This window comes from Streptomyces sp. NPDC055078 (assembly GCF_053607985.1).
The window spans coordinates 1-1,723 of sequence record NZ_JBSGUP010001048.1 but is presented as its reverse complement, the minus strand read 5'-3'; the positions used below and the strand labels follow the sequence as shown (position 1 = coordinate 1,723).

Sequence of the window (1,723 nt, the reverse complement as noted above, 5' to 3'; positions counted from 1 at the left end):
GCCGCCCGGGTGTCCCGGGCCGGGCCCCTTCCCCGGGAAGCCGGCGGCCAGGGCCCGTGGAAGCCGGCGGCCAGGGCCCGTGGGGTGGCGGCTGCGCCGGGACCGTGCAGTGGCTGCGCCCAGCTCGCGTGGCGGGTGCGCCCCGGTCCGTCCGCCGACTTCCCCAAGCCCGCGCGCCGGCTTCCCCGGGCCGCGCGGCGGGTGCGGCGCGGGCCGTCCGGCGGGGTGCGGTGTGGGGTGGCGGCGCGGTGTGCCGTGCGCCCGGTGCACGGCGCGCACCTGCTGTGTTGCAAGAACGACACAAAAACCGGCCAGCTGTGCCGGACCGTTGACGCGACTGCGTAGGGTGCTGGGACAGCCGCACATGTGAGCGGCGGCGGTTCACACCGACTCATCACTTATCACTGATCACGGAGAAGGGGACAAGCGCGTGACGGTCAATATGACCAAGGGTCAGGCCATCAGCCTGCAGAAGAGCGACGGAGCCACCCTCACCGCGGTGCGGATGGGGCTCGGCTGGCAGGCGGCGGCTCGCCGCGGTCTCTTCGGCTCGCGCACCAAGGAAATCGATCTGGACGCCTCGGCCGTCCTGTTCGCCGACAAGCAGCCGGTGGACGTGGTCTTCTTCCGCCATCTCGTCAGCGACGACGGCTCCGTGAAGCACACCGGGGACAACCTGGTCGGCGGCGCCGGTTCGGGCGGCGACGACGAGGCGATCCTCGTCGACCTCGCCCGCGTGCCGGTCCATATCGACCAGATCGTCTTCACGGTGAACTCCTTCACCGGCCAGACGTTCCAAGAGGTGCAGAACGCCTTCTGCCGCATCGTCGACGAGACCAACGGCCAGGAGATGGCCCGCTACACCCTCGACGGCGGCGGCAACTACACCGCGCAGATCATGGCGAAGGTCCACCGCGTCGGCGGCGGCTGGCAGATGACCGCCCTGGGCAACCCGGCCAACGGCCGCACCTTCCAGGACCTGATGCCCGCGATCCTGCCGCACCTGTAGGCGCGGCGAGCCCGGCCGTACGACCTCCAGCGGATGCCGTACGGCCGGCGGAAGGCCGAAGGACAGCAGCTCCCGGAGGCAGCAGGCCCCGGGAGCTGTACCGCTTGTCAGCACCGCGCGGAAAGGGGCGGACCGATCGGCACCGACCGCCGCGCACTACCGCACAGCACCGAGGGGACAAGGCGATGACGGCCGAGCTGGTCCGGGGGCAGAACCATCCACTGCCCGACACCCGCCTGGAGATCAGGGTGTCGGCCGGTCATCCGGTCGTCGCCTGTGCCACCTGTTCCGATGAAGGGGGCAGGGCGGACGGGGCGGTCGCGCACCCCGGCGCTCCGGTGCTGCCCGGCGTGGAGGTCCCCGGGGGCGCCACCGAGGCGCCCCGGTTCGCGGTCGATCTGAACGCGGTGCCCCCTGCCGTACACCAGGTGAACGTCCTGCTCGCGCTTCCCGACGCGGCCGGCGGCCCGGCCCACTTCGGCGCGTCGGCGGCACCTTTCCTCGCCGTCGTCGAGGCGGACGGCAACGAGGTCGCCACCTTCACCATCACCGGTCTGGAGTCCGAGAGCGCGGTGGTCGCGGTCGAGCTGTACCGCCGCCAGGGCGCCTGGAAGGTCCGCGCGGTCGGCCAGGGATACGACGGCGGACTCGCCCAGCTCTTCACCGACCAGGGGCTGGCCGGCGCCCGGGAGAAGGCTGCGGAGATCCAGCGGC

Annotated in this window: 2 protein-coding genes; both read left to right on the top strand. The window is 72.3% G+C overall.

Annotated features, from left to right (window positions below; genetic code table 11):
- The first annotated feature begins 430 nt into the window (after positions 1–430).
- The gene (locus ACWF94_RS40015) at positions 431–1,009 is read left to right on the top strand and encodes a TerD family protein (RefSeq protein ID WP_453500140.1); all 579 of its coding nucleotides are present in this window, start codon (positions 431–433) and stop codon (positions 1,007–1,009) included.
- A gap of 185 nt (positions 1,010–1,194) precedes the next feature.
- A partial coding sequence (locus tag ACWF94_RS40010) for a TerD family protein (protein ID WP_453500138.1) occupies positions 1,195–1,723 on the top strand: 529 nt, incomplete at its 3' end.